This window comes from Paenibacillus sp. BAC0078 (genome assembly GCF_054483875.1).
In genome coordinates this window covers 98710-124499 of the sequence record NZ_JBTLRW010000009.1, presented here as the reverse complement: position 1 = coordinate 124499, position 25790 = coordinate 98710, and the positions used below count along the sequence as shown (strand labels likewise).

Genomic DNA, 25790 nt, shown 5'->3' with positions numbered 1-25790 from the left:
CCGTTGTTTCACCGCCCTCAGCCGCTTACGTCTAATTTAACGGCATTTCTGCCGTTGTTCACCCACTCCCAGCCGCTTACGCCTAATTTAACGGCATTTCTGCCGTTGTTCACCCACCTTCGGCCCCGCACGCCCAATTTAACGGCATTTCTGCCGTTATTCACCCGCCTTCGTCCGCCTTCTTTGCCGTTATACCATAAGTCTCACACACTCCACCTCCTCTCCCCCCACTGCTCCACGTTACAATACATCTACCTATTTACCACCAACCACACAAGATGTTCTTTATAAAGAACATTTCACGAAAATCAGCGATATCGCCAGATAATGGCCGATAACCATCCATTTTTGTGCTTTATTGCGAACATTCAGACGAAATCAACATTTTCTTTTTGCCCGGCAGGCAGTGTATGATTTGCTTACGATCTCGTTCTTAATTAAGAACGATAATAACGAACCACTAAAAGAAGGTCATGAGAGGGGGGCTCGCCTCTGTACCCCAGATCCGCCAAACGGCGTAAAAGAAAACATAGTAAAATCGGTCTGCGCATGCTGCAATCCGGTATGGCTGCATCCGTTCTTCTGCTCTATACCTCCGGCCAGGTCGGCAGCACCTACGGAGAGTACACCGGGGCTCAGCAGCAGGATAGCACCATTGAGCTGTGCTCTGTTTTCCCGGATCAGATTGAGCAGCTGCTGTCGGCATTCGCCGGGCATATCCAGAAAATCATCGAACTTAAAGCTTCTCTTCGCAGCTACAGCACCACCGGAGATTACAGCGCTCCTTCGGGCACCAGTGAGATGTCAGCGGATGAGCTTGATCAGGCTGCAGCCCGCATTAACGAACGGATTTCCGCCGCAAATTCCGAAATGTCCCTATTAGACAATCAACTCAGCTTGAATAGCGGAGTCTGGCAGCAGATTCTGCAGGAAGTAAGCAGCGCAGCGGCAATCCTGAACCAGCTCGGTGGTTACATGGTTAATCTAGAACCGAACTGTCTGGAAATCCGTGATGCACAGGCTTTTGAGCAGCTTCAACTGAGCGCCAGTCACAGTGGGATTTTGTCCGAATCACTGACGGGTGCTTTAAACGGAATCGTGAAATATCTCAGCTCCATTCGCCAAATCGGCAGTACACTGCCGGAGGGCAATCCCGACCGGATGCTGCTGCGCCAGGAGAGCTTCGGGTTTCCCGCTGAAGAGCCGATTATTTCCTTCATAGCCAAGGCATATGATGCGGATTCCAATGTATCTACCGTGCTGCAGGCCACTTATGAGCAACTGAATACGGGTCTAACCGCCACCAAGAGCAGCCTGTCCTCCGTAGTGGGCAGTTTGCAGAATCATCTGACACAAATCGCAGACGCAAAAGCCAAGCTGCAGGAAAAAGCCCTGGCCGAAGAAAAGAAACGTCTCGAACTGGAAAAGAAAAAGCAGGAAGAAGCCGCTGAAGCGCTCAAGCAGAAGGAAGAAGGCGCGAAGGATGGCGGAGACAAAGCTGTGGGAGCTCCTGAAGACAAGCAACCAGCGAAGGACGGAGGCAGGGAGGAGCCGCTTCCTACAGAAAAGGCAGCTTCACCAGACCAGGGAGACGGCAAGCCTTCCGCTGAGACTCCGGGCCATGAACCGATCCCGACAGCAACTCCCGGGAATAGCACTCCAGAAGCCTCACCGACACCGACAGCAACTTCCGATCAAGATCAAGCTGTTATTAAAGATGACCATACGGTACAGGATGCCCCTACAGCTACTCCTACAACTACTCCTACTGTTGCTCCTGCGCCTACCCCAGATCCCGAATCCAGTAAAGGCGGCGAATAAACATGTCTATCAAAAAAATACTCAGCACCACATTATCCACGCTGATGTTCCTGATCTTTCTGCTCCTGGTGGTTGCCGTCGTGATCTCCAAAGCCTCCGGCGGCGAGCCAGCCTTCTTCGGCTATCAGATCAAGACCGTTCTCTCCGGCTCCATGGAGCCGGGCATTCACACCGGTTCCATTGTAGCCATCAAGCCGGGCGGCGATACGGCCCGTTTCCAGAAGGGAGACGTCATAACGTTCATTAATCAGGAGAACCTCCTGATCACCCACCGCATTGTGGATGCCACTGTTAACAGCGCCACAGGCGAAGCTACTTATACTACCAAAGGCGATAATAACGACGCTGCGGATTCAGCAACCGTAAGTTCGACCAATGTCGTCGGGCAATACACCGGAGTAACCGTTCCTTATGTGGGATACGCGATGAACTTCGCGGTCTCCAAGGCAGGCAGCGTGATGCTGATGATCATACCGGGATTGCTGCTGCTCCTCTACGCGCTTTTCACCTCCTGGAAGGCTGTTGCCGCACTGGAAAAGAAAAACGCCGGGCCCGCTGGTTCCGCAGGTTCAGAAACTTTGCCCAAAGCGCTGCAATGACAGGTTGTCCTCTCCCGTTTACGAAACGCGGAGCACAATAGATAACGTTTCTGCCTATTACAAAAAAGAACTTTGAGAGAGGGATGAACAAATGAACATCAAAAAAACACTGGGCCTCGGCGTTGTCTCGGCAGCGCTTGGCCTGACCCTGGTCGGCGGGGGAACCTTCGCTTACTTTAGCGACACTGCAACAAGTTCAGCTTCTTTTAACAACGGAACACTGAGCCTGACTTCTGATCCCGCTGTCATCGTTGATCTCAGCAATCTGAAGCCGGGAGATTTGATCACCAGAGATTTCAAGCTGAAAAATGACGGCTCGCTGGATATTCCCAAGGTATTGCTGAAGACCACCTCCGTAGTGACGGATACGAACAACAACAACGGAAACCACAATCTCAAGGATGATATTATCGTTACCTTCCTGAATAACAACGACAAAAGACAGCCGGAAATCCTGGTGATCTCACTCGCCGATCTGGAGAGCGAAACCCCCGATCTAGTCGCCAGAAAGATACTCGGCACTATCCTGGGCGGTGAGAAATCAGGAATTAAAGCAGGCACCGAGGATAAGCTGACTGTGCAATTCGCCTTCAAGGAAACCTTCCAGCCGCAGAACTACTACCAGGGCGACAAGCTGAAGCTCACCTGGAACTTCGAAGCCAGCCAAGGGGCCGGCGAGTTTAAATAAGCACACACACATAAAATAATCGAGGAGGATTCACATTATGGGTATTAAAAAAACACTGGGCTTCGGTATTGCGTCGGCGGCTTTGGGATTATCTTTGATCGGGGGAGGCACCTTCGCTTACTTCAGCGACACTGCGCAGAGCACAGCAACCTTTGCTGCCGGCACGCTGGACCTGAACACCATTCCAACAGAGATCGTTAATCTCAGCAACCTCAAGCCAGGCGATATTGCGGTGCGCAACTTCACACTGCAGAACAGCGGAACACTGGATATCAAAGAGCTGAAGCTCGCCAGTGCATACACAGTAACCGATGCAGGAACGAATAACGGTGCGCAGGATCTCGGGGATCATTTTAAAGTGAAGCTCCTCAAAGACACCTATGTCAGCGGCGATATTACCAATTATGTTCTCGGGGAGATTTCGCTCAAGGATTTGAAAAATACGTCAAACTATGATTTGATCAGCACAGGCGCAATCCCTGGCGGCATCAGTGCCGGACAATCCAAGGTGTTCAAGGTAGCCTTCGTATTTGTCGACAACGGTCAGGATCAGAACGTGTTCCAGGGGGATAAATTGTCCCTCACCTGGACATTCAACGCCAAACAAGGCCCCGGTGAATTGAAATAAGCCTCATCTCGCGCAAAAACGGCGTATCCTCCCTCATCCGGGCGGGGTATGCCGTTTTTCTTCCTGCTCACCGCTTTGCTGAAGCATTGATTTTTGTCCGTTATGCGAAAATTTGTTATACTGTTAACAAAAAATGCGGAGGGGCGTTTAATCGTGCCGGATAATATGGGTAGCCGCATCCATCAACTCCGTCTGGAAAAAGGCTTGTCCTTATCCGAGCTGGCTGACAAGGCTGATGTGGCGAAATCATACTTAAGCAATGTTGAAAGAAATATTCAATCCAACCCCTCAATTCAATTCATTGAAAAAATCGCCGATGCGCTTCAGGTTTCCATCCATAATCTCCTCTATGGCGAGCCCGCAGATACGGAAGAGCCGCCCCTGGACGGCGAATGGTTCCGGCTCGTTCAGGAAGCTATGGCCTCAGGCATAAGCAAACGGGAATTCAAAGAGTTTCTGGATTATCAAAAATGGCGGCTGGAGCAGAAGGATGGGTAGTTCGAGAAATATAAGGATACAGTATAGTGTGATACTTATACTTTCTCATAATTGCAGAAAAGGACACAGCGCATTCCGCTGTGCCCTTTTCCGTATATATCCCTGCATCGAAAACGCCCTACATGACCTGCAATGCCTTCTCGCCCAATGCCTTCTCACTGAAAAACCGGCGGATTTCCTCCGCCCCGATGCCCGCCTTCCTGGCCGACATCAGCAAATGCACCCATTCTAAATCCAGATCAACTGCCTGCAGTTCCCCATTATTCCCCTGGTTGGACTTTTCCAAGATATCTCCTCCTAGAATATTTGCGTCCCCAGGCAGTCCGGCCGTCGTAGTATTTCTACATTAGACCCGAGACTTTGTGCCCCTGCCTTTCAGCAGGTTTACCCTTTACTGGACCCTTTACATGAAAGGATCTGGCTAGAAACCAATGTAACCGTTACCCGCAATAACATTATACAGAATCTCACATAAGAAGTGTGTCGATTTTCGGATTTTTTTTTGCTAAGTCGTGCAAAAGATTAGCTTTTTTTGCAAGGCTTTGTCCGGGTAATAAAGCTTGCGGGACTGACCATGAATTGCATCATAGCAAACGATATCCGTTCTTCATCATTTATGGGCTGAATCATGCCGTTTTGCGAACGGATTGCACGAAAGTATGAATTGATTACGCGGCTTGAAAGTAGCACAATAGGAGAGAAATGAAACCGCAAACATTGCAGCTCCACCGGGCGCTGACGCCTAGTGCCACAAGTGGGGTTCATCCGTTGGGAGGATGCATTCATGGCAGTCAAAGAGCCCTATAACGAAACCATTTGGAGTAAATATCACGGACCCAATCTGGGCTACATTCAGGAAAAATATGAACAGTTTGTTAAGGACCCCGCTTCAGTAGAGCATCATTACCGCGAGCTTTTTACGGTTTACGGACCTCCTCCGCTTACCCCGGATGCTTTGCCGGCTCCGAAGCCTGCGCTTTCGGGAGATACGGAGTGGCTCAGAAAAGCCGTAAGAGCTTCCAAGCTGATTGCCAATATCCGTATATATGGCCATATGGCCGCTAATATTGACCCGCTTGTCCGGGGGAACAATCCGATGGCGAAATGGCTCGAATACGAAACCTATGACCTCACCCGCGAAGACCTGACTGCGCTGCCCGCATCGCTGATCTGGGAGAATGCACCGGATGATGTCAAGACCGCCTGGGATGCCGTTCACCGGATGCGCCAGGCCTATACCCGGACCATAGCCTATGAATTCGGGCATGTGCACGAAGAGCAGGAGCTGCGCTGGCTGAACAGCCAGGCAGAGTCCACCAGCTCGCCCGCACCCTTGACGAGCAGCGAGCGCAAGGATCTGCTGAACCGCCTGATTCAGGTGGAGCAGTTCGAAACCTTCCTGCACAAAACCTTTGTCGGCCAGAAGCGCTTCAGCCTGGAAGGCAATGACGCTCTGGTGCCGATGCTTGATGAGATTGTCCGCGCTGCCGCGCATGATGGTGCAGAGCATATCCTGATGGGCATGGCCCACCGTGGACGGCTGAATGTGCTGGCGCATATCCTGGGCAAGCCTTATGAGATTATTTTCTCGGAATTCCACCATTCTCCGAACAAGGAGCTGTTCCCGTCCGAGGGCTCCATGGGGATCAACTATGGCTGGACCGGAGATGTCAAATACCATCTGGGCGCCGACCGCGCCGTTCATGAAGGGGAGACGGTGCGCACCCGGATCACGCTGGCCAACAACCCAAGCCATCTGGAGTTCGTCAACCCTGTCGTTGAAGGCTTTACGCGCGCAGCCCAGGAGGACCGGAATACGGCGGGATTGCCAAGTCTTGATACCAACAAGGCTATGGCTGTACTGATGCACGGAGATGCCGCTTTTCCGGGTGAAGGCATTGTTGCAGAGACGTTGAATATCGGCAAGCTGAGTGGATACACCAACGGCGGCACGGTGCATATTATCGTCAATAACCGGATTGGCTTTACGACCGAAAGTGAAGATTCCCGGTCCACCCATTATGCCAGCGACCTTGCCAAAGGCTACGAAATTCCGGTTGTCCATGTCAATGCGGATGATCCCGAAGCCTGCATTGCTGCCGTCCGGCTGGCCTGCGCTTACCGCAATCAGTTCAAGAAGGATTTCCTGATCGACTTGATCGGCTACCGCCGTCATGGCCATAATGAGATGGATGATCCGGAAACGACACAGCCGCTCGTATACGGCAAAGTGCGCAACCATCCTACAGTCTATCGTATATATGCAGAGCGCCTGCAGCGTGAGAAGATCGTTACAGCAGACGAAGTGAAGCAAATGAACAGCGCAGCAGAGAACGTGCTGCAGCAAGCCTTCGATCACATGAAGGAAGGCAAGCACAAGAGCGGAGAGGCCAAAACCTCCGTGCAACTGCTGACGGATACCCCTCAACCGCAGACCACAGCGGTTCCGCTCAGCAGTCTGCAGCAGATAAACCGCGAGCTGCTGACAGTACCAGACGGCTTCAAGGTCTATCCGAAGCTGGAACGGATTCTGCAGCGCCGCAAGGATGCGCTGAATGACGGGGAACGGGTAGACTGGGCGCTGGCGGAAGCCCTGGCTTTCGCCAGTATCCTGAAAGACGGCACACCGATTCGTCTGAGCGGCCAGGATTCCCAGCGCGGCACCTTCGCTCATCGCCATCTCGTTCTGCATGACAGTGACACAGGCGCCCTGTTCTCTCCGCTGCATCAGCTAAGCGATGCCAAGGCCTCCTTCGGCGTGTACAACAGCCCGCTGTCGGAAGCATCAGTGCTGGGTTACGAGTACGGCTACAACGTGTTCGCCCCGGAAACCTTCGTGCTCTGGGAAGCGCAGTACGGTGATTTTGCCAACGCCGCGCAGGTGATTATCGACCAGTTCATTTCCGCCGGACGTGCCAAATGGACACAGCGCAGCAATCTGACCATCCTGCTGCCGCACGGCTACGAAGGACAGGGACCGGAGCATTCCAGCGCTAGGCTGGAACGGTATTTGCAGCTCTCCGCCGAGGAGAACTGGACTGTGGCGAACCTGAGCTCTGCCGCACAGTATTTCCACCTGCTGCGCCGCCAGGCGGCTCTTTGCGGCAGCGCAGATGCCCGGCCGCTCGTGATCATGGCACCGAAGAGCCTGATCCGCAACCCGCGCAGCACCTCCCCGGGCGCCGCGCTGGCCTCGGGCGGCTTCCAGCCCGTACTGCCGGAGCCGCTGCTCGGAGCGAATCCCGGCGAGGTGAAACGGCTGGTCGTCTGCAGCGGCAAGTTGACACTTGACCTGCAGGCCGAGCTTGAGGCCGCCAAAGATCAGGATTGGTCCTGGCTGCATATCCTCCGCCTGGAGCAGCTCTACCCGTTCCCGGAACGCGAGCTGGCTGCTCACCTCAGCACCTTCCGGTCGCTTGAGGAAATCGTGTGGGTACAGGAGGAGCCGAAGAATATGGGCGGCTGGAGCTATGCTGAGCCCCGGCTGCACGCCATCGCCCCGCAGAAGGCTGGCGTGCAATATATCGGCCGTCCGGAGCGTTCCAGTCCGGCCAGCGGATACGCTGACGTGCATGCTTTTGAGCAGCGGCGTATAGTTACAGAAGCCCTGAAATTAAATACGCAAGTACAAGCGGCTGTACCGTCCTCTTAAACAGAGGATGGTGTTACGATAACGTTAACTAATATGTTTGGGGAGGTAACGGCCTGTGTCCGAAATTAAAGTACCCGATTTGGGCGAATCCATTTCCGAAGGAACCATTTACAAATGGCTGGTGAAAGAGGGCGACACCGTCGGCCAGGGGGATGTGCTGGCAGAGCTTGAGACCGACAAGGTCAATCTGGAGATCAGCGCGGAGGAGGACGGCGTCATCTCCTCCATCCTGCGCCAGGCCGGCGAGAACGTAGCCGTCGGCGAAGCGATTGGCATCATCGGCAGCGGCGCCGGCACGGCAAGCGCCGCTGCGCCGCAGGCGGCTGACAGCGGCAAGCCGGAAGCCGCAGCGGTGGCGGCAGCGGTGCCAGCGCCCGCTGCTGAAGCGGCCGCTGCACCCGAAGGAGCAGCGGCGGGCACTGCGGCCCTGGCTTCGCCGGGGGCGCGCAAGCTTGCGCGGGAGCGGGGCATCGACCTCGGCGAGGTCAGCGCCCGCGACCCCATCGGCCGGATCGCCCAGGCCGATGTGCTGGGACACGGCGCAGCCGGGCCGGGGGCCGCTGCGCCAAGCGCTCCGGCGGCGGCGGCCCGGCCGGAGCCGGTGAAGCCTCCTGCGGCGCTGGGCAAAGCGCCGCAGGAGGACGGCAAAGCCGTCGAGCGCAAGCGCATGTCGCGCAGACGGCTGACGATTGCCAGCCGCCTGGTCGAAGCGCAGCAGACGGCGGCCATGCTGACCACCTTCAACGAGGTGGATATGACCGCGATCCTCGACATCCGCAAGCGGCGCAAGGATGCCTTCAAAGAGAAGCATGATGTCGGACTCGGCTTCATGTCCTTCTTCACCAAGGCCGTGATCGGCGCGCTCAAGGCCTATCCGCTGCTGAACGCCGAGATTGACGGCGAGGACCTGCTGATCAAGAAATACTACGACATCGGCATTGCCGTTGCCGCCAAGGAAGGCCTCGTCGTGCCGGTTGTCCGCGACGCCGACCGGCTAAGCTTCCCGGAAATTGAGCGGCAAATCGGCGAGCTGGCCTCCAAGGCCCGCGCCAACACGCTCAGCCTGACAGAGCTGCAAGGCGGAACTTTCACCATCACTAACGGCGGGGTATTCGGCTCGCTGTTGTCGACACCGATCCTCAACACGCCGCAGGTCGGCATTCTCGGCATGCACAAGATCCAGCTTCGTCCAATCGCCCTGGATGAAGAAAGAAGCGTCAACCGCCCGATGATGTACATCGCCCTCTCCTACGATCACCGGATCGTAGACGGTTCAGAGGCGGTAAGCTTCCTCGTCAAAGTCAAGGAACTGCTCGAAGACCCTGAAGCGCTGCTGCTGGAAGGGTAATCTTATTACATTGCAAGAGGCACACAAGGACAGTTACGGAGTCCTCGTGTGCCTCTATTTTCTATCCCTCCTACACAGGTTATTTGTCTGATCCCTTTTGCAGCGCCGCCTCTACCTCCAATCTTGCCTCATGTGCAGCCTCGTGCATATCCAGACTTCATTCCTGTGCTTCATACAAACCGAGTTGGAATTACTCCACCTAAATCCACTGATTTTCGCCTTATAGCAACGCTTAATGGATTTTCTCCACCTAATTCAAGCAAATCCGCCACATCCCAGCCTTTTTCTTTGATTTAGGTCTACTTTTTCCAACTAACTCTTTTGCAGGAATTGCACAGCTCTGATTAGTGGGAGAATATCCAACTAACAGGGTTTATTAAACTAAACATGGGGTTTATGCGGCGCCATCAGAAGAATAAAAATGGTGACAGACATTTTCCCCCAAAAGCCATCCCCGTCCCCCATCATGCATCACCTGCTTGCTATACGCATGCTTCTACCCTCCCGCCTACAGCCCGCCCTTGATCAACTCGCCAGCCAGCTTCAGCAACTGCTCCTTGGTCAATATCCGGTCCCCATAAGTGGTAAGCGTATAATACGCATCCTGATCTTCGTCGTACCAGTCCAAATAATGGTAGCCCAAGCCTGGCTTGATATCCGGCCTAAGCACATGATTGTAGACTATATCCCGGCCTTCTACCTTAAGCCTCTTCGGCGTGTTCCCCGGCTCCTGATATACCATTACCTCGCCACCATTCAGCAGGGTAGCCCCAAAGTCGATTCTGGCCCCTTGCTTGGTATAGGTTGCGTTCACACTTCCCGTTTCGGTCCAAGGCACCGCCTTCATGAACAGATTCCGCTTCTTATCCTGTTTCGCCTCGCCAATCAGCTCATTTAGCGTCTGACGGTAAAACGGGCTGCTGTTCCGCTCTGCCGTTTTAGGATACAGGGGATGCACTACACCACGATAAAACGTATAGCCTCCGGCTGTCTTGGGAAGTATCACTGGCGAGTTCTTTCGGTTCATTTCTTCGAGAAAAGCGGAATAATCTGTCAGACGCTGCTCCTTGTAGGCAAATTGCAGCATGCTACCCGTTCCCTCAGAGATCGGCTCTCCTCTGACATAATAGGCGATTACCTCACCCGGCTTGGCAAAATTCATCAGCTTCTGCTCATACTTATAATATGAGGATATTCCCTGCGGCTTCAGTTCCGGTGCAAAATGCTGCACCTTGACCTCGCCAGCCTTATTGCGGATCTGGATATACTCCGAGGTCGCGTAAGCTGTGACTGCGATCAGCAGCAGCATAACTAGCATTCCTGAGGCGGCTGCCGGTTTGCGTACAGTCCTTATCCCGTTGAGACCCATGCCCCAGCTCCGCCCGGTTCCCCTTATACGCTCCATTACCCGCCCTGTTACCTCAATGCCCGGCAACTGCTCATCGCGGACAGCGGCAGCCCTTATATCTTTGTACTCATAGCCGATTCCTTCTCGTTCCAATGGATCTCCTCCTCCGCTTTCATGGCTTCCCGCACTTTCTGCTTAATGCGCTCCATTCTTTTGTGCAGGCTATTGGCGCTGCTGTTCAGAATCTCGCTCATTTCCTGAAAGGTCAGCTCTTCGAATACCCGCAGCACCAGAATGTTCCGTTCCTCCAGCGACAGTTGCATAAGCGCCGCTGATAATTCCGGACTGTACAGCCGCTCTTCCACTAACTGCTCCGGGCCTGCAGCCACGGTCTCAGGACGAAAGATGCGCATTACCCGCGCCTGTAACTGCTGCCTGCGCAGCAGATTCAGACAATGATTCCAGGCGATACGATATAGCCAGGCCGAGAAGCTTACAGTAGGCTTGTACCTCCGCAAGGACTGGTAGGCTTTGACCAGAATATCCTGCACCGCATCCTCGGCATCCTGCCGATTCCCCAAAAGACGGCAGCAATATCGGTAAATAGGCTGCTGATACATATCAACGATCCAGCTATACTGCTCTGTCTCGCCATTCTGGACCCTGACGATTACAGCTTCGACTTGCTTCATATCCGGCAAATGCTCCTGTGACGTTGCCAGCACCTCCTTTGCTTGTATATTTCTATAACAAATGACCGCTGCAAAAAGTGCCTTCGCCGCCAAAATGATATGTACATATGAATCGTTCTCTTGTTCTACGTAACCCTAGGATATAGCATGATGCCCAGCTTGTGGCCTGTATCTGCACAAAAAAGAGATGCCCGCCATCCGTTTGTACGGAGAGCTGGACATCTCTTTTCTCGTATCATATTCTCTTTGTCTACAATCTTTCAGCCGACATGAATCTATATAGATTGAACTTTAGGTTTTCATATTAGGGTTTGGCCGTACTGCGGGGACTGTTTGGACTTTCGGCCGCTGTTATGTTTGGATTTCGCTTCGCTCCTACAGTTCCAAACGTCCTCTCCGTACTTTTACCCTTTTATGTTATTAAAGTTCAACTTATATCTTATATATGGCTCAAGCCGTATGCCGTGAAGGCTTCAGGCTTATTCCCTTTTCTCTGGCCTGTTTCTGCACTGGTGGCTTCAGGGAAACCGCAACAATGCAGGCCAGGATGCACAGAAGTCCGATAACAACGAAGGTAGGCTTGAATCCGCCGAGGTAAGCGGCAATGAATGAGCCGGACAATGCGCCGATGCCGAAGCCCTGGTATACGATACCATAATTCTTGCTGTGATTCGCAAGGCCGAAGAAGTCGCTGACAATCGCCGGGAACACCGTAATGTTGCCTCCGAAGCAGAAGGCTATCGCAGCCACACAGGCAAAGAACAGGCCGTAGTTCAATTCTGCGAAGCTGAGGGTCAGCATAGCTGCAGCAGTAACCGCCAGCGTAACGCTGATCAGCTTGAGCCGGCTCATCCGGTCGGACAAGGCTCCAAGAATCAAACGTCCCGCCGTATTGAAGATCGCAATCATAGCCACGGCATTAGCCGCTGTCGCTACATCCAGTCCAGCCAGCTTCACGCCGATATCCTTAACGATGCCGATCAGGTACAGGCCGCTCATGCAGGCGGTGAAGAAAATAATGAACAGCAGATACGCTTCCTTCGTGCGAAGCATCTCTTTGACTGTGTAGTCTTTCGGCGCACTTTGTGTACTTTTTGCATTAGCAGCCCCTGTCTTAGTGGCCGCTGCCACAGGAGCTTCCCGAACCAGCAATGAGCCGGTCACGATCATAATCATGACGATAAGGCCCCAGTACAGAAAGGCATTCGACACACCTGCCGAGTCAATCAGACTGCCGTTGATATATTTGAAGATCAGGCTGCCTGTGCCGTAAGCGCCGACGGACACGCCGGAGATCAAGCCTTTGTTCTTGGGGAACCATTTAATCAGATTGGACAACGAAGTAATGTAAGCCGTTCCGTCCGCATACCCGACAACAACTCCGGCCAGCAGATAGAACATCGGAAGGGAGCTGATCTGCGAGCTTAGGATCAGACCCAGCCCCAGCATAATCCCTGCGGCAGCGGTCAGTCTGCGGAGTCCGAACCGCTCCTGCAGTGTCCCCGCGAACAGTGTCGCGAAGGCCAGGGCAAAGCTGGTGATGGAAAAAGTTATCGAAACAGAGCTAAGCTCCCACCCGAATTTATTGACAAGCTGTGCATTGAACAGGCTCCAGGTATAAATCGTACCCAGTCCCATCTGCATAATCACTGTACCGAGCACGATGAGCCACCGCTTGCTGCTGGCCGTAGTCGTTGTCATGGCATTTTCCTTCTTTCTCTCAATTGTCGCTCCAAGGCCTTCTTTGCCTCTTCATTGTAGCGAAAATGCGCTTTTTTGAGAGAAATCCGGAATGAGATGACGAATCCAGGGAATGAACTGCCGCTAAATGCGCATGATCTGCCTGAACTCCTTCACCTTGCTGCGGCTGACCGGCACTTCAAAGTCCAGATCACTCAGCCGGAGCAGGTAGGTATTGTTGAACCAAGGGATAATTTCCTTGATCTTGGACAGGTTCACGATATACGAACGGTGACAGCGGAAGAAGCGGTCCTGCGGAAGCCGGCTGTGGAATTCGCTGATGCTGAGGGCCATGCTGTATTCCTCGCCTTTGGTGATTACACTTGTCGTCTTCTCCTGCGCAGAAGCATAGTAGATTTCATCGGCATCGACGACGATGATTTTCTCATTTTTCCACAGATTGACCTTGTCGCTGACCTTCACATGCTCCTCTTCCCCCTGACGGCCGCGCGCCGCAAAAGCTCCTTCAAGCTTGCCCAGCATCGCCTTGATCCGCGTCTCACTGTAGGGCTTCAGAATATAGTCAAAAGCTTCGATCTCGAAGGCCTCGGCGGCATGCTCCTTGTAGGCAGTGATGAACACAATATAGGGCTTGACCGAGAATCGGCTAATATTCTGGGCCAGCAGCACACCGTCAATGGAAGGGATGTTGATATCCAGAAAAATAACATCGACCTCCTCGGTCTGGAGATACTTCAGCGCATCCAGCCCGTCCTCGAACTCGGCAGCAATCCTTATGGAGCTGTGCGCTCCGATCAGAAAGGCAAGCTCCTGCCTTGCCAGCACTTCATCCTCAACAATTATCGCTCTCATCGCGGCTCCTTTATAACGTCAAAATAGATTTCCGTCCCCTTCTCCAGCCGGTGGATCGTCAGGCCCGTGCCGTAAATCAGCTTCACCCGCTGATGCACGTTGTACAGTCCGATTTTGTTATCAGGCATATCACCGCTGTAGACCTTCTCAATCGTCTCCTCACTGATCCCGATACCGGTATCGGTGATACCAATCCGCACTGTGTTTCCCAGATCTTTTACCGAAATGGTCACTGTGCCTTGGCCCTTCACCTTCAGAATACCATGCACAATCGCATTCTCCACCAGCGGCTGAATGATCAGGCTGGGAATGCGCACCTCCACCTCGTCGATATCATACTCCACGGCCAGGCGGCTGCCGAAGCGCGCTTTTTCAATCTCCACATACTGCTGCACTTGCTGCAGCTCGCGCCGGATATCAATAAATTCGTCGGTCAGCTCCAGATTGTACCTCATATAGCCCGACAGGTTGACGATCAGCTCCCGCGCCTTGTCCGGGTCGATGCGGATGGAGGAAATAATCGCGTTCAGCGCATTGAACAGAAAATGGGGGTTAATGCTCGTCTGCAGCGCCTTCAGCTCCGCCTTATTCGCCATCTCCTTGATGCCCTCTACCCGCGACACCTCCATTAGCGTAGAGATGATCTGCGACAATCCGACCGCCATAGCCTGCAGCGAATAGGTGATTTTGTGAGCTTTGGTGTAATAAATCTTGAGCGCGCCCGTGACCTCGCCCTTCTCCTTGAGGGGGATAATAATCAGAGACCGGATAGCCCGGTTCATATACTCTGTATCGTCATCGCGGATTGTAATCTCGCCGCTTCGGATCGTCTGCTTCGTTTCCTCGCTGATAATCTCATTCGTTTCGGTATAATACTCTTCCCCCACACCAACATACGCACGGATATAGCGGGTGTCGGTAATCGCTACCGCATCAGCCCCGATGTCCTCCTTGATAATCCCGCAAATGATCCGCAGTGACTCGGGATTGATATTGCGGAAATAAGGCAGCGTCTTATTGGCAATATCCAGCGCCAGCTTGGACTGCTTCGCAGCAATCCGTTCCTTCTCTCCCTCCACGCTCTGAATGAGCATAACAATAAGCCCCACACTGATCTGGCCGACAATCATCGGAAAAGCAATCTTCGAGACAATGTCCGCACCAAGTGACGCCGGATTCGCCATCACCAGAATCAGCACCATCGTCAAGGCTTCGCAGGCCATCCCGGCCAGGATACCCGCAATCCAGCGGCGTTCCGCCGAAGTGCGGCGGTAAATGACGCCCGAGACAATCCCCGCGGTTATGCTCGTAATCAGGCAGGGCACCGAAGTAACGCCTCCGATATCAATCAGAAATCGGTGAACCCCGGAGATCAGGCCGGTAATCAGCCCCACCCACGGACCGAACAGAATCCCCCCGGACATGATCGCGATGATCCGCACATTCATTAGGGAGCCCTCAACATTAATCCCTGTGTAAGTGCCCAAGATCGCGAACAGGCTGAAAACAACCGTCACCATCGCCAGCTCCTGGGGAGCATAAGCCTCTTTCACAAAAATCTCCTTAAACCGCGGCACCCGGGTCAGCACGAACAGGCACATCAGCAGTAGCGCCGCTCTTTCGAACAATTGCAGCAATATCGTCAGATTATGTAGCACAGCCACGCCTCCATAGGTCAATCTACCGGTCCATTATAAGACTTGCTGCTCTGGATTAGCAATTCGACCACCCCTAGTCTTATATAGAAAAAGCCGCCTCACCGCAGATAAATCCGCATTTGAGACAGCTCATTTTATAATAACTTCAAGTTCAGGCTTCCGCCCGCTCCAGCATACTGCGCGCAATCCATACCCCGGCAGCTCCCGCTTGGGCCAGGCCACGGGTGATGCCCGCTCCGTCACCACCGCAGTAGAGGCCGGAGATTTCCGTCTCCAGGTTCTCCGTAAGCTTCGGCCGGGCGGAGTAGAACTTCGCTTCCACTCCATAGAACAGCGTATGCTCGGAGGCAATACCCGGGGTGACCTTTTCCAGCGCCTCTACCATTTCAATCAGGCTTTTCATGGTGATATAAGGCAGCACCAGCCCGAGATCGCCAGGTACGGCTTCCTTCAGGGTCGGCTCCAGAAAACCTTCCTTAATCCGCTTGTCCGTGGAACGCCGTCCGCGTAGAATATCGCCATATTTCTGTACAATGACACCACCGCTGGACAAATCATTGGCCCGCTTGCAGATTTCCCGGGCATATTCGTTCGGCTTGTCAAAAGGCTCCGTAAAGGTGTGAGAGACCAGCAGCGCAAAGTTGGTATTCATTGAACCAAGTGCAGGGTCCTTGTAGGAATGCCCGTTGGCCGCCATCACGCCGCTGTGATTTTCCACGACTACATGCCCGGATGGATTGCTGCAAAAGGTGCGGACACGCGTGCCTACGGATGTATTGAAGACGAACTTGCCCTCGTACAGATGCTCGTTAATCTCACGCATAACCACATCCGAGGTTTCCACTCTGACGCCCACATCGACCTGATTGTTGTACATTTTGAGCCGGCGCTTCTTCAGCACCTCGGTCAGCCAGGCCGAGCCGTCACGTCCCGGAGCGATCATTACTTTATCCGCTTCATAGCTTTCGCCGTTCTTCAGCGTAATCCCCGTAATGCGGTGTGAGCCGTTCTCCTTGACCGTAACGATATCCTGTACCTCAGTCTTGAACAGCATATCAATGCGTGTCCGCAAATATTCATATATGGATTTCAGAATTTCTAAATTTTGTTCGGTTCCGAGGTGGCGTACCTGCGCCCGCAGCAGCTTAAGTCCGGCAGCGTACCCCCGTTGCTCAATGCTACGGATGCTCTCGGTTGTCGGGTCAGTAACGACCGGTGTCGCTCCATGCTCCAGATTGATGGCATCCACGTACTGGATCAGCTCCAGCACCTTCGATGGCGCGAGATAATCGGTCATCCAGCCGCCGAACTCGGTGGTGATGTTGAACTTGCCGTCACTGTAGGCTCCCGCTCCCCCGAACCCGGCAGTAATGGAGCAGGCAGGCAGACAGCCGGCGAATTCCTTGCGGCCTGAGGCCGGCGGGCAGAGCTTGATTTTCTCCTCCAGAATCGGGCAATTCCGGCGGTAAATATCATGACCCTTGTCCACAAGCAGCACCTTCAGCCCAGGCGCTTTAAGCGTCAATTCATAGCAGGCGAATATTCCGGCCGGACCTGCACCCACGACAATCACATCATATTTACTCATCTGTTCTCTGTTCCTCCCAATGTAGAGCTTCTTACGCAGGCACAAAAAATCCCGGCTTCGTATAGGTATGCAAAATGCATCCTATTCGTAGCCAGGAATTTACGGTTCCCTGTAGAAACCCCCAAACCTTATCTTTGGGGATATACGAACAGCTTATCAATGGATTATGAGCCACTTGAAATTCTACAGAATATATGCGAATGTGTCAAGAAGGTTGAGCGCAAATAATTCGTGTTTTGTGTAAAATTTATAGGTCAAATCTATAATCATCACAAAATCACGCTTGAAACACGAACATTATTCCATGGGAGCATTATGGGAGGAAAAACGTATTTTTTGTCGAATATATAGAGATATTGCCACTGGAAAAGAGGAACATCCCATGCACATCCCACCGCCAACTCCTCGACAAATGTATTGGAACCGTGTGATCCTCAATGCTTTCTGGATGGTACTGCTTGTGTATCTGGCCAGCCAGTTATTTGTTTCCTTATCCATGTGGGGGCATCGCCCTGAGCTGTCGAGCGGACAATACTATATTTTCAATGTGCTGATTCCAGACTTTATTATATTGGCCTTAATTCTTGTTCTGGAGGCTATTAGCAAGTGGCGGCCTCTGCTGTCCGAGTTCTCTATTATTGTCGTAAGCCATTTGTTCGCAATTGTGATCATCATGAATCTCAGCTCAGAATTCCATGTGAAACCGCTTATTATGCTTCTTCCTTTATTAGTATCCATACTGTATCTGAGAAAAGGCTACCTAAAAGCCTCATCCATCATCTGCCTGCTGTATATCATTCTGTTGTTTCTGAATACATCGGCCTATGATTATACCCTGCGCATTCAGAATATTATTATCGCACTTGTCTTTACGGGAACCTCGCTGGCCGGGTTTGGAATCATCGCCCGGGGCCGCGAGCTTGTAGAGTCGCTGGAGAATTCGCTGAAATCGGAGCAGGAGCTGCGCATCCAGAATATCATCATGGACCGCCTGTCCAAGATCGACCCTTTGACTGATTTATATAACCATAAGACCTTTCACGAATACCTGGGTTGGCTGATTGAGCAGCAGCAGAGCACTCCTTTTCCCATGCAGCTCGCGGTGCTGGACATTGATAACTTCAAAAAGGTAAATGATCAGTATGGACACTGGGTAGGCGATATTGTACTCAAGCAGGTCGCAGCAATGGTGCGGAAGCACATCGGCTCGGATGACTTCGCTGCCCGTTATGGGGGAGAAGAGTTCGTGGTTATTCTGACCGCCAAAAGGCTGGAGGATTCCCGCGAGATCATGACACGGATTCTGAACGGCATTGCCGCCATGCGAATCAGTGAAATGGAAGATCAATCGGTGACGGTAAGCATCGGCATGCATGTTTATAAGAACGAGGATACCAAAAGCTCCACCTTTCAGCAGGCGGATGATGCTTTGTACGAAGCGAAAAAAACCGGAAAGAACAAGATCATCATTGTGTGAATAAGCTTTATCAGAAAAAAGCGGGTCCAGAGCGCTGAAGCTCCGGAGCCGCTTTTTGATTAGATACTTTTACTGCAGGTAGTCGGGTCCATGTTGTCTCTGAGGCTCCAGCAGCCCTAACACTCCGTGCTGCGGCACCGGACGGCTGATCAGATAGCCCTGCACCTTATCACAGCCCGATTCCTTGAGGAAAGCCCACTGGCTGGCATCCTCCACTCCTTCAGCTACAACATCCAGCCCCATTTTTTGACCCAGAATAATGATAGTCTGGACGAAGGATTGGCTGTAGGCCTTATCCGCCAGGGAGTCGATGAAGATTTTATCCATTTTGATTGTGGAGATCGGCAACTGCTGTAAATAGCTCAAGGAGGAATAACCTGTCCCGAAATCATCCAGAGCCACGCCGATTCCGCGCGCCTTCAGAAATTCAAGCTTGCTGACCGTGCTTTCAAAAGACTCCATAAAGATCGACTCTGTGATCTCAAGCTCAAGGCAGTCCGCCGCAAGACCGCTCTCCTTCAGACTATCCAGCACGATGTCCACAAAGTCGTCCTGCAGGAGCTGGATGATCGAAATATTGACCGAGATTTTGTACGGAATTCCGGTGCGGTCATTTATGCTTTTCATGAAGCTGCAGGCCTCTCTGAGCACCCATTCCCCGATGTAGATAATCAGCCTGGAATCTTCGGCAATCTTAATAAAGGAGAGCGGAGACACAAAGCCCAGCACCGGACTATTCCAGCGGATCAGCGCTTCAAAGCCGGAGATCAGCCCGGTCTGAATGTCCACCTGAGGCTGGTAATGCAGCTCGAACTCGTTGTTATTCATCGCACTGCGCAGATGCTTCTCAATGTTCATCCGTTCATTAAACACGGTATGCATGGATTTGTCATAGACCACATAAGTGCTCTTGCCTTCCTCTTTGGCTCTGTACATTGCCACATCGGCATTCTTCAGAATCTCTTCCGTAGTTCCGCCGTCTTGCGGATAGAAGGAGATCCCGATACTTACAGAAACGTACAGATTGCTCTCTCCGATCAGGAAGGACTTGCGGAAGGCGCGCAGAATATCCTCCGCCAAACCGAGCACGGCAGCACGATCCTCCGCGTCTTTGATAAACACTACAAATTCATCTCCGCCAAGCCGGGACAGCATGTCGCCCTCACGCACAACCGACTGCAGCCGCTCGCTGGCCTGACGGATCAGAATATCTCCCGATTTATGGCCTAACGTATCATTGATGTATTTAAAATTATCCGTATCCACGAATAGCAGTGCTGCCTTGCCTCCGGGCCGGCGGAAATAGCTCTCCATCGTCTCCAGCAGCCAGATGCGGTTAGGCAGATTGCTGAGCGAATCCATATAAGCCAGGCGGTGCATATTTTTCTGATTCTCCAGCAGCAGGTCGTATTGGCCTACAAGCTCCTCCTGGGTGGCTGTAAGCTGCTCATAGGTGGCTTCCAGCTCCTGATAGCTGTTGTTCAGCTTGAACTCTGTCTGCTTGCGCTTGCTGATATCGATCAGTGAGCCCAGGAACAGCACAATCTTGTCTTTGGGATCAACAATCGCCTTGCCGCGCGCTTCGAACCAGATATAGTTATTGTCCTTGGTGCGCATACGGTACTCGATTTCATAAATTGGGGTCAATCCGCTTAAATGCTCTTGCCGGGCCTTGTGCGCAGCCTCCTGATCGTCCGGATGGATAATGCTCAGAACGCCGCCCTCGAACGAGTTGATTTCCTCCTCCGTGTAGCCCATAACCTCATACCAGCGTTCTGACAGCTTGTAGACGCCGGTCTCCCAATCCAGCTCCCACATATAAGCGCCGGAGCCTTCAGAAGCCAGGCGGAAGCGGCGTTCACTGACTCCAAGCTTGTCGAACTGGTCCTGCAGCTCCACCTCTGTCGCCGCCAGCTCTTCATAAGCAGACTCCAGTTCCTCATAGCTGAGCTGCAGCTTAACTTCGTTCTGTTTGCATTCGTCGATATCAAGTCCCACCAGCACAAAAATATCCTCTGCCTGCTGATCCATTCCCCGAATGAGAGTGGTCCGGATCGAGAAATACCGCGCCTCGGGCGAATGGCCCGGGATCTTCAATTCCACATTGCTGACGTAATCCTTGTAAACCGCTCTGATGAGAAGCTCTTTAAGCATTGAGGCATCGCCTTCAAGGTCCGGGATGTCATCCAGGCTCATCCCCAGCACCTGCTTCTCTGCGAGTCCGGTAATCGCTGCGGCATAACGGTTGAAGCGCACAACCCGTTTATCCGCCTGGACCGCCCAGACAATCATGCCGGTATGCTCAATGACGTCCTCGAAGAATTCCTGTTCAGAATGGATGGCCCGCCGGAGATGCCTGATATAGATCCTGACCACAACTATGCCAAATACCAGCAGACATACACCGATAGCGATTCCCGAAATAATTCTGTTCTGGATCATGGATCTGTAAGAATCGGAATGAGCGAAAAAATATTGCTGATACAGCTCTTCAAAAGCTCCCGAGCGCTGCAATTGCTCAATCCGGGCATTAATATAGGAAACCAGCTCAGGCTTTGACCTGCTGATGCCATAAGCCACATCCTGGGGGTATAAATCACTCATTTTATGAATAATATTGCCTGTTAAGCCCTGCTCAACGATTAAATAGTCGACAACTCCCTGATTCTCAAACAACAGGTCAATTTCGCCTTTTTGCAGAGCCTCAAGAGCATCCGGTACTGTTGCATATTCTATGTATTGTGAGACTCCCGCTTCGCTGCGCAGCACAGCCTCAGAGTACTGCCCCTTGCCTACGCCGATTTTGTAATGTTTCAGGGTGCTTAGCTTTACTTCTTCCTGAAGCGCCTGCCGCGCATACACGGAGATATAGCTTTTGAGTACAGGGCGGGAGAAAAGGGCATCCTTTTTCCGTTCCTCGGTTACAGCCATAAGTCCCGTTGTATCAATCTCGCCCGCGGTCAGCCGCTTGTATGTATCTTCCCATTCGCCGGTGCTGTAATGAATCAGATAGTCCTGCTTCTCAAAAATCATACTCGTCAGGTCAATATCAAAACCGGTGAGATACCCGTTCTGAATATATTTATAAGGCGGATAATCCAGTTCAGCCTGGTACCTTATATCCTGTCTTTCGGCATGAGCGGCAGCAGGGGATGCAAGCATGAGCATAATGCTAATCAGAAGCAAGAATTTACACCGCTTCATCGCAATTCTCCTTTTCCCGAAAATCGGCTAACAGCTTTTATACCAAAATCTCTATTCGACAAAAAATGGTAGGGTTCCTGCTTATCCCCCTGAAGTCGAGATAAAATGTGTGCAAATCCTCTAAATTTTTTTCTATTTTCTTATTGCATTTCAGAAGTAAAATGTGGATAATAGCAATAACAGTTGATAATGATTATCATTCTTGAGTAGCTTGATTTACTCATTTCACTATATTGTTAAAGGAGACTGAACACCTATGAGCGCAGCCACTACCCGGACAGCACTGACGGTTGACGATTACCTGGATCTGCTTAATCTTGCTGTTAAAGTTGGAGATCTGAAATGGCAAAAGGAGATCAAATCCAGATTGCAATATATACTCTGTCTGCAAGCGAGATAACAGTCCCGCAGCTATGCCGCACTCCCGGATTATGGGAAGGCGGCTTTTTTTGTTATTCAGATGTATTGCAAGCGCCAAGGAGCCGTAAGATGCTCACGGATATAGTATAATGATTAGCATAATATGCCGAACCAAAGTTCATCTATAGATCGGAGCGTGCCAGCTTGAAAAAATGCTTTGTTTTGTTTCTGATGCTCAGCCTTCTATGGCTCCCGAATGTGTATGCTGCGGAAATTCCCGCACAGCAAGGGATAGTCACCGACGAAGCCGGACTGCTCTCGCAGCAGGAAGCGGCGGACATCATGCGGATCGCCGCAGGGGACCGTTATACAGTCCATGTGCTGACCGTGGATTCACTGAATGGGGCCGAGGCCTCGGCCTATGCAACCAGTGTATACGATTCCTGGGGGCTATCTATGCGGGATATTCTTCTGCTGATCTCTGCCGGGGATCAGCAGATTGAGCTAAATTTTAATAACCCGGGGCTGCAGGGTTACATTAATTCCTGGTCGCAGAGCCAGGGCGGGGCCATAGGAAGCCCGGCAATCACGGGATTGCTGGATGCTTATTTTATTCCTTATGCCAAGGCCGGCGATTTCGCCGGGGGCATCACCTCCATGATCAAGGAGGTGCACTCCCTTGGCAGCACCGGGAGCGGCGCGGGAAGCGGAACGGCTTCTGGCAGCGGTGTTACGGTAGGCCAGGACAGTGGGGCTTCGGGCAGCCCGGGTAGATCAGGGGGCTCAGTCAGCGGCACAGCCGGTAGCTATGAAGTCTCCCGTTCAGGGCCGTCGCTGCTGACGATTGTCGCTATTGGGGCAGGAATCGTGCTGCTCTTCCTCATCCTGTTCGTGCTGATCACCGGTCTGCGCCGCCGAGGGCAGCTAGACAGACAGCAGGAGCAATTGGCTGACCTGCTCGTGCGGGCCAACCATGCCTTGGAAGCACTGCAGCCGTTCCAGGGCATCGTTCAAGGCAAAACCGGCGAGATGGTCGAAGGCATCTCGAAACGGCTGTCGGCAATGCTTGTGGAAATCTCTGCATTGCAGAGCTCCGGCCAAGGCTCCCAGCCGCCATTCTACCGGCTGGGGGCACTTAAAGCGGCTCTTGCGCAGCTACAGCAGACCGAAGGCTCTTACCGCTCGGCGCTGGAGAAAGAGGAGCAGGACATCGCCAGGATCAGCGATGCCGACCGCAACGTCAAGCAGCAGATTACAGAGCTCAAGAAGGATGCACCTGAGCTGGATGTCCAGCTGCAAAGCACAGTTAAGGAAACCGGGTACGAGCTAAAGGAAATTGCCGAGGATCTGAAGGAATTGGCTGAGGAAACGGCCAAGGCGGACGAATTGGAGCTCTTTGACCCGATCGCCGCGCAGGAGATGACGGAAGAAGCGCAGGAACGGCAGGATCAGATTGAGCAGGATTTGCGCGATGTCGATGCCTACGACGACAAATTGAATGAATTTCCAGGGGTGCTGGCAGCAGCGCGCAGCAAAATCGCCGCACTGATTGAACAGAACTCCCTGCATAATATGAAAGTGAAGCCTTATGACAGTCTGGACCAGGCTTCTGCCGCCGCGCAGACACTTGAAGCCCCGCTGCGCAGCGGCGACATGGATGAGGTGCGCAAAATCGGCGCCCAAATGGATGCTCATCTGGACGAAGCTGTCGCCATGACTGAGCGCCAAGCGCTCATCCGCCAGAACAACCGCAGGGATCTGGAGACGGTCCGCAGCCGCTGGAGCGAGCTGACCCAGCAGCGCAATGAGCTGCAGAGCCGGATCGCCGAAGCCCGCAGCCGGTTCTCGGAGTTTCATCTAGGCAGTCTTGAGGACACGCTGGAGGAAGCGGGAACTGAGCTGCGGCAAGGTGCCGGTGAAGTGCCGCAGATTGAAACGTGGACCAGTGATGCGCGCGGGGAATACGACAACGCCCGCAACGGCCTCGACCGGCTGCTCAAGCTGCAGGACGAGACCGTACAGAAATTCAGCAATGTCCGCGAGAGTCTTGGCACGCTGAACAAGCGCCTGTCGGACGTCACCCGGCTCCTGTCCGAAGGGCAGGAACGGGCGGACGCGGCAGCGCGGCGGCTGCAGAGCAAGGGAATCGCCTCAAGGAGCCGCTTCCAGCTCTCATCGCTGCCCGAATATATTGAACTGGAGCAGCGGCTGTCTGACCGGCCTTACAACCTGGATGAGCTGGAGGCGGTTGGCCGCGCTTATGATGCAGGGATTTCTTCCTTCGTAGAGGAAGCGAACCGGCTTGTCCGCCAGAAAGAGGAAGAGGAGCGCCAGGCGCAGCTAGCGATGCTACGTGAACAGCAGCGTAGGGAGCAGGAGCGAAACCGCATGAACTCCTCGAACTCATTCGGCGACGGAAACTCCTCCGGCGGCTCTTCCTGGGGCGGCGGAGGCAACTCAGGCGGAAATTCCTCCGGCGGCTCCAAATGGTAGATGGAATTCGGACCAAAGCAAGACCGTTCGCGCCTCAACAACGGTATTTCTGCCGTTGTTGAGGCCACTTCCGGTCTCGGCGCACCTAACAACGGCATTTCTGCCGTTGTTTCTGAACTTATCGGCCGTCTGCTCCTTAACAACGATATTTTTACCGTTGTTGGGGCCACTTCCGGCCGCGACGCGCCCAATAACGGCATTTCTGCAGTTATTTCACTTATGACTCCCTGTGAAGAACCTGTAAAGCCATTCAACTAAGGCTAACCAACGTGAGCCTCATTTCATTATTGCTGCATCGCCTCAATAAAATGTTCAAATGCCGGGGATAGCCGTAGTCCCTTACGGTAGACCAGTTGTATATAGAATTTCTCCTGTTCCCCAGTTAGTGGGGCTGCGGTCAAAACACCTGTCCGCAGTTCTTCCTCAATCGCGTAACGCGGCAGAAAGGCCGTTCCCCATTGATGCCGTACCGCCTGCTTGATACCCTCAAGATTTCCGAACTCCATGTCTATGCGCGGGGTAATTCCTGACTCTCTCAGCACATGCAGCAGTTGCTTCCGATAGGTGCAGGACTCCTCCGTCAGTACAAGCGGCTCACCCCCCAGTAGAGCAGGGGCTACCTCTTCTACTGCGGCCAAAGGATGTTGCGGATGAGTGACGACATACAATGGCTCCTGCCGCAGCGGCAGCGAGACCAGCTCCTCTGAAACATGCGGCACATCAAAGATCAGCCCGAAATCAGCCGACTTGTCTTTGACCGCCGCAATAATCCCTTCCTCTGAGCCGGGCTGGACCCGAAGCTGCACCTCGGGATATTGCGCTCTATACTGGTGCAGACGGTGAGGCAGATAATAGGCCGCAAGAGTCTCAATTGCGCTGATGTTCACTACGCCTCTGTCCCCTCCGGCAATGATCGCCTTCGCTTCTTCGCTGAGCGCCAGCATCTGCCGGGCGTACGGCAGCAGATTGTTCCCGGCAAAGGTCGGGATCATTCCTCTGCCGGAGCGTTCCAGCAAAATAGCCCCATACATCTCCTCAAGCTTGGCAATCTGCGCGGTTACGCTAGACTGGGCATATCCCAGTTGCTCCGCTGCTCTTGTATAACTCCCGCTGGACACCACTTCACAAAAGGTTCGCAAATAGGTTAATTCCATCTCAGCTTCTCCTGAATTATCGAAAATTT

The 25790-nt window shown here is 52.9% G+C and carries 21 protein-coding genes and 2 riboswitches; of the genes, 11 read left to right on the top strand and 10 right to left on the bottom strand.

What is annotated here, in order from left to right:
* Positions 1-17: 17 nt before the first annotated feature.
* Positions 18-164 carry a hypothetical protein gene (locus ACX1DY_RS18045; protein ID WP_458965580.1) on the bottom strand — a complete coding sequence of 49 codons (147 nt, stop codon included), beginning with the start codon at positions 162-164 and terminating at the stop codon, positions 18-20.
* 400 nt (positions 165-564) lie between these two features.
* Between ACX1DY_RS18045 and ACX1DY_RS18040 the strand changes: the two genes are divergently transcribed.
* The 5 genes from ACX1DY_RS18040 to ACX1DY_RS18020 all read left to right on the top strand — a co-directional run bounded on the left by ACX1DY_RS18040 (position 565) and on the right by ACX1DY_RS18020 (position 4234).
* Complete coding sequence (locus ACX1DY_RS18040; RefSeq protein WP_458965579.1) at positions 565-1821, top strand: hypothetical protein; 1257 nt, start codon at positions 565-567, stop codon at positions 1819-1821.
* Between the two features lie 2 nt (positions 1822-1823).
* Positions 1824-2420, top strand: coding sequence for a signal peptidase I SipW (gene sipW, locus ACX1DY_RS18035; protein WP_458965578.1), 597 nt, complete (start codon positions 1824-1826; stop codon positions 2418-2420).
* 91 nt (positions 2421-2511) lie between these two features.
* Complete coding sequence (locus ACX1DY_RS18030; protein ID WP_458965577.1) at positions 2512-3108, top strand: TasA family protein; 597 nt, start codon at positions 2512-2514, stop codon at positions 3106-3108.
* A 37-nt stretch (positions 3109-3145) separates the two neighbouring features.
* Positions 3146-3736: a TasA family protein gene (locus ACX1DY_RS18025; protein ID WP_458965576.1), complete on the top strand. Its 591-nt coding sequence runs from the start codon at positions 3146-3148 to the stop codon at positions 3734-3736.
* 165 nt (positions 3737-3901) lie between these two features.
* Positions 3902-4234: a helix-turn-helix domain-containing protein gene (locus ACX1DY_RS18020; RefSeq protein WP_458965706.1), complete on the top strand. Its 333-nt coding sequence runs from the start codon at positions 3902-3904 to the stop codon at positions 4232-4234.
* Positions 4235-4352: 118 nt separating this feature from the next.
* Here the strand turns inward: ACX1DY_RS18020 and ACX1DY_RS18015 are convergent, their stop codons facing one another.
* Positions 4353-4520 carry an anti-repressor SinI family protein gene (locus tag ACX1DY_RS18015; protein WP_458965575.1) on the bottom strand — a complete coding sequence of 56 codons (168 nt, stop codon included), beginning with the start codon at positions 4518-4520 and terminating at the stop codon, positions 4353-4355.
* 28 nt (positions 4521-4548) lie between these two features.
* Positions 4549-4633: riboswitch (cyclic di-GMP riboswitch) on the bottom strand.
* A gap of 385 nt (positions 4634-5018) precedes the next feature.
* On the opposite strand from ACX1DY_RS18015, the gene ACX1DY_RS18010 reads away from it, so the two are divergent.
* Both ACX1DY_RS18010 and odhB read left to right on the top strand, forming a co-directional pair.
* Positions 5019-7886, top strand: coding sequence for a 2-oxoglutarate dehydrogenase E1 component (locus tag ACX1DY_RS18010; RefSeq protein WP_458965574.1), 2868 nt, complete (start codon positions 5019-5021; stop codon positions 7884-7886).
* Positions 7887-7941: 55 nt separating this feature from the next.
* Positions 7942-9234 carry a 2-oxoglutarate dehydrogenase complex dihydrolipoyllysine-residue succinyltransferase gene (gene odhB / locus ACX1DY_RS18005; protein ID WP_458965573.1) on the top strand — a complete coding sequence of 431 codons (1293 nt, stop codon included), beginning with the start codon at positions 7942-7944 and terminating at the stop codon, positions 9232-9234.
* A 508-nt stretch (positions 9235-9742) separates the two neighbouring features.
* Here odhB and ACX1DY_RS18000 read toward each other — a convergent pair.
* The 6 genes from ACX1DY_RS18000 to ACX1DY_RS17975 form a co-directional block, all read right to left on the bottom strand.
* Positions 9743-10735, bottom strand: a complete 993-nt coding sequence (locus ACX1DY_RS18000) for a hypothetical protein (RefSeq protein ID WP_458965572.1) — start codon at positions 10733-10735, stop codon at positions 9743-9745.
* A complete protein-coding gene (locus ACX1DY_RS17995) occupies positions 10696-11274 on the bottom strand; it encodes an RNA polymerase sigma factor (RefSeq protein ID WP_458965571.1) in 579 nt (192 codons plus the stop codon). The genes ACX1DY_RS18000 and ACX1DY_RS17995 overlap by 40 nt, the downstream gene beginning before the upstream one ends.
* Before the next feature lie 450 nt (positions 11275-11724).
* On the bottom strand, positions 11725-12975 hold the full coding sequence (locus ACX1DY_RS17990) for an L-lactate MFS transporter (protein ID WP_458965570.1): 1251 nt from the start codon (positions 12973-12975) through the stop codon (positions 11725-11727).
* A gap of 123 nt (positions 12976-13098) precedes the next feature.
* Positions 13099-13827: a LytR/AlgR family response regulator transcription factor gene (locus tag ACX1DY_RS17985; RefSeq protein ID WP_458965569.1), complete on the bottom strand. Its 729-nt coding sequence runs from the start codon at positions 13825-13827 to the stop codon at positions 13099-13101.
* Positions 13824-15428 (bottom strand): LytS/YhcK type 5TM receptor domain-containing protein, encoded by a 1605-nt coding sequence (locus ACX1DY_RS17980; protein WP_458965705.1) that lies wholly within the window; start codon positions 15426-15428, stop codon positions 13824-13826. Before ACX1DY_RS17980 ends, ACX1DY_RS17985 begins: the two co-directional genes overlap by 4 nt.
* Positions 15429-15636: 208 nt before the next feature.
* A complete protein-coding gene (locus ACX1DY_RS17975) occupies positions 15637-17073 on the bottom strand; it encodes an NAD(P)/FAD-dependent oxidoreductase (protein WP_458965568.1) in 1437 nt (478 codons plus the stop codon).
* A 68-nt stretch (positions 17074-17141) separates the two neighbouring features.
* A riboswitch (purine riboswitch) is annotated at positions 17142-17241 on the bottom strand.
* Between the two features lie 214 nt (positions 17242-17455).
* Here ACX1DY_RS17975 and ACX1DY_RS17970 point away from each other — a divergent pair.
* On the top strand, positions 17456-18550 hold the full coding sequence (locus ACX1DY_RS17970) for a GGDEF domain-containing protein (RefSeq protein ID WP_458965567.1): 1095 nt from the start codon (positions 17456-17458) through the stop codon (positions 18548-18550).
* Between the two features lie 69 nt (positions 18551-18619).
* On the opposite strand, the gene ACX1DY_RS17965 is transcribed toward ACX1DY_RS17970, so the two are convergent.
* Entirely contained in the window at positions 18620-21754 is a 3135-nt protein-coding gene (locus ACX1DY_RS17965) for an EAL domain-containing protein (protein ID WP_458965566.1), read from the bottom strand.
* Positions 21755-22010: 256 nt separating this feature from the next.
* Here ACX1DY_RS17965 and ACX1DY_RS17960 point away from each other — a divergent pair, with 256 nt between their 5' ends.
* The 3 genes from ACX1DY_RS17960 (at position 22011) to ACX1DY_RS17950 (ending at position 24865) form a co-directional block, all read left to right on the top strand.
* Positions 22011-22154 (top strand): hypothetical protein, encoded by a 144-nt coding sequence (locus ACX1DY_RS17960; protein ID WP_458965565.1) that lies wholly within the window; start codon positions 22011-22013, stop codon positions 22152-22154.
* A 164-nt stretch (positions 22155-22318) separates the two neighbouring features.
* Positions 22319-24607 carry a TPM domain-containing protein gene (locus ACX1DY_RS17955; protein ID WP_458965564.1) on the top strand — a complete coding sequence of 763 codons (2289 nt, stop codon included), beginning with the start codon at positions 22319-22321 and terminating at the stop codon, positions 24605-24607.
* Entirely contained in the window at positions 24608-24865 is a 258-nt protein-coding gene (locus ACX1DY_RS17950) for a hypothetical protein (protein ID WP_458965563.1), read from the top strand. It abuts the gene before it with no gap.
* Between the two features lie 26 nt (positions 24866-24891).
* Here the strand turns inward: ACX1DY_RS17950 and ACX1DY_RS17945 are convergent, their stop codons facing one another.
* The gene (locus tag ACX1DY_RS17945) at positions 24892-25761 is read right to left on the bottom strand and encodes a LysR family transcriptional regulator (protein ID WP_458965562.1); all 870 of its coding nucleotides are present in this window, start codon (positions 25759-25761) and stop codon (positions 24892-24894) included.
* Between the last annotated feature and the right edge of the window lie 29 nt (positions 25762-25790).

Bases quoted from the DNA above. Each gene is read 5' to 3' on its own strand.
- ACX1DY_RS17980 (WP_458965705.1), bottom strand. From the start codon at position 15,428: ATGTGCCTGTTCGTGCTGACCCGGGTGCCGCGGTTTAAGGAGATTTTT.
- ACX1DY_RS17965 (WP_458965566.1), bottom strand. From the start codon at position 21,754: ATGAAGCGGTGTAAATTCTTGCTTCTGATTAGCATTATGCTCATGCTT.
- ACX1DY_RS17990 (WP_458965570.1), bottom strand. From the start codon at position 12,975: ATGACAACGACTACGGCCAGCAGCAAGCGGTGGCTCATCGTGCTCGGT.
- ACX1DY_RS18030 (WP_458965577.1), top strand. From the start codon at position 2,512: ATGAACATCAAAAAAACACTGGGCCTCGGCGTTGTCTCGGCAGCGCTT.
- ACX1DY_RS17960 (WP_458965565.1), top strand. From the start codon at position 22,011: ATGAGCGCAGCCACTACCCGGACAGCACTGACGGTTGACGATTACCTG.
- ACX1DY_RS17995 (WP_458965571.1), bottom strand. From the start codon at position 11,274: ATGAAGCAAGTCGAAGCTGTAATCGTCAGGGTCCAGAATGGCGAGACA.
- ACX1DY_RS17945 (WP_458965562.1), bottom strand. From the start codon at position 25,761: ATGGAATTAACCTATTTGCGAACCTTTTGTGAAGTGGTGTCCAGCGGG.
- ACX1DY_RS18010 (WP_458965574.1), top strand. From the start codon at position 5,019: ATGGCAGTCAAAGAGCCCTATAACGAAACCATTTGGAGTAAATATCAC.
- ACX1DY_RS17970 (WP_458965567.1), top strand. From the start codon at position 17,456: ATGCACATCCCACCGCCAACTCCTCGACAAATGTATTGGAACCGTGTG.
- ACX1DY_RS17950 (WP_458965563.1), top strand. From the start codon at position 24,608: ATGGAATTCGGACCAAAGCAAGACCGTTCGCGCCTCAACAACGGTATT.
- ACX1DY_RS17985 (WP_458965569.1), bottom strand. From the start codon at position 13,827: ATGAGAGCGATAATTGTTGAGGATGAAGTGCTGGCAAGGCAGGAGCTT.
- ACX1DY_RS18040 (WP_458965579.1), top strand. From the start codon at position 565: ATGGCTGCATCCGTTCTTCTGCTCTATACCTCCGGCCAGGTCGGCAGC.
- ACX1DY_RS18025 (WP_458965576.1), top strand. From the start codon at position 3,146: ATGGGTATTAAAAAAACACTGGGCTTCGGTATTGCGTCGGCGGCTTTG.
- sipW (WP_458965578.1), top strand. From the start codon at position 1,824: ATGTCTATCAAAAAAATACTCAGCACCACATTATCCACGCTGATGTTC.
- ACX1DY_RS17975 (WP_458965568.1), bottom strand. From the start codon at position 17,073: ATGAGTAAATATGATGTGATTGTCGTGGGTGCAGGTCCGGCCGGAATA.
- ACX1DY_RS18020 (WP_458965706.1), top strand. From the start codon at position 3,902: ATGGGTAGCCGCATCCATCAACTCCGTCTGGAAAAAGGCTTGTCCTTA.